This is a genomic window from Pseudomonas floridensis (genome assembly GCF_002087235.1).
GTDB classification, from domain to species: domain Bacteria; phylum Pseudomonadota; class Gammaproteobacteria; order Pseudomonadales; family Pseudomonadaceae; genus Aquipseudomonas; species Aquipseudomonas floridensis.
Map to the genome: position 1 here is coordinate 1 of NZ_MUIO01000243.1, position 1,084 is coordinate 1,084.

Genomic DNA, 1,084 nt, shown 5'->3' on the forward strand with positions numbered 1-1,084 from the left:
CGGCGTCGGCGCCAGCGGCCTGATGCAACTGATGCCGGCCACAGCCAAGGAAACCGCCCGCAAGTTCAGCATTGCGCTGGCCTCGCCTCAACAGGTGCTCGACCCGGACACCAATATCCAGCTCGGCGCGGCCTACCTGAGTTCGGTACACGGCCAGTTCAATGGCAACCGCGTGCTCGCTTCCGCCGCTTACAACGCAGGCCCCGGCCGCGTGCGTCAGTGGCTCAAGGGGGCCAATCACCTGGCTTTCGATGTGTGGGTGGAGAGCATCCCGTTCGACGAGACCCGCCAGTACGTACAGAACGTGCTGTCGTACTCGGTGATCTACGGTCAGAAACTCAACTCGCCGCAGCCCCTGGTCGACTGGCACGAGCGGTTCTTCGACGACCTTTGACGGATGGCATAAGGTGATCAGCCATGCGCCCCATGGCGCTGATCATCGATGCTGGCATTACTGACGGGAGCGCCAGGAGCGCTCCCGTCAACTCACTCCAGCACTTGCACCTTCATGCCGACTTCAAGCTCTCCATGACCGAGGTTGACCATGTTCTGGCCGAACATGACGTTGCCTTCGACTTCACGGTAGGTCTTGAGCGTGGTGAAAGGCTCCCGATCGGCGCTTCGCTCGCCGGTAGCCGGATCGATGGTAGTCAGGATGCAGCGGGCACACGGCTTGAGAATCTGGAATTCGATCTCGCCAATGCGAATGCGCTTCCAGCTGTCCTCGGCAAACGGTTCGGCCCCCTCCACTACCAGGCTGGGTCTGAAACGCAGCATCTCCAGCGGCCTGCCCAGCCTGGCGGACAGATCGTCGAGCGAGCCCTGACCGATCAACAGCAGCGGAAAACCATCCGCGAAGTTGACACGACCGTCAATGCCCTCGAAGCCACCGGGCAAGAAGCGGGCGCGCTCGGCGGGCATGTAGACCATGCGGGTCGGCTGGCCGATGAAGCGACTGACCCACTCGGCAGCCGCCTCCCCCGCATCAGGCACCTGCAGCGAATCGCGCCATACTGTCACGCCGCGCAAACCTTCCTGCGATTCAACCGGCAAGGCCACATCAAGCGGCGCAAAGCCGGGCGCG

Annotated in this window: 2 protein-coding genes; one reads left to right on the forward strand and one right to left on the reverse strand. The window is 62.9% G+C overall.

Features of this window, described 5'->3' with window-relative positions:
• The coding region (locus BZK31_RS28640) for a lytic transglycosylase domain-containing protein (protein WP_157900837.1) at nt 1–394 on the forward strand (394 nt) is incomplete at its 5' end.
• A gap of 92 nt (nt 395–486) precedes the next feature.
• Here BZK31_RS28640 and BZK31_RS28645 read toward each other — a convergent pair.
• Nucleotides 487–1,084: MOSC domain-containing protein (locus tag BZK31_RS28645; protein ID WP_083186488.1), on the reverse strand; the 598-nt coding region annotated here is incomplete at its 5' end.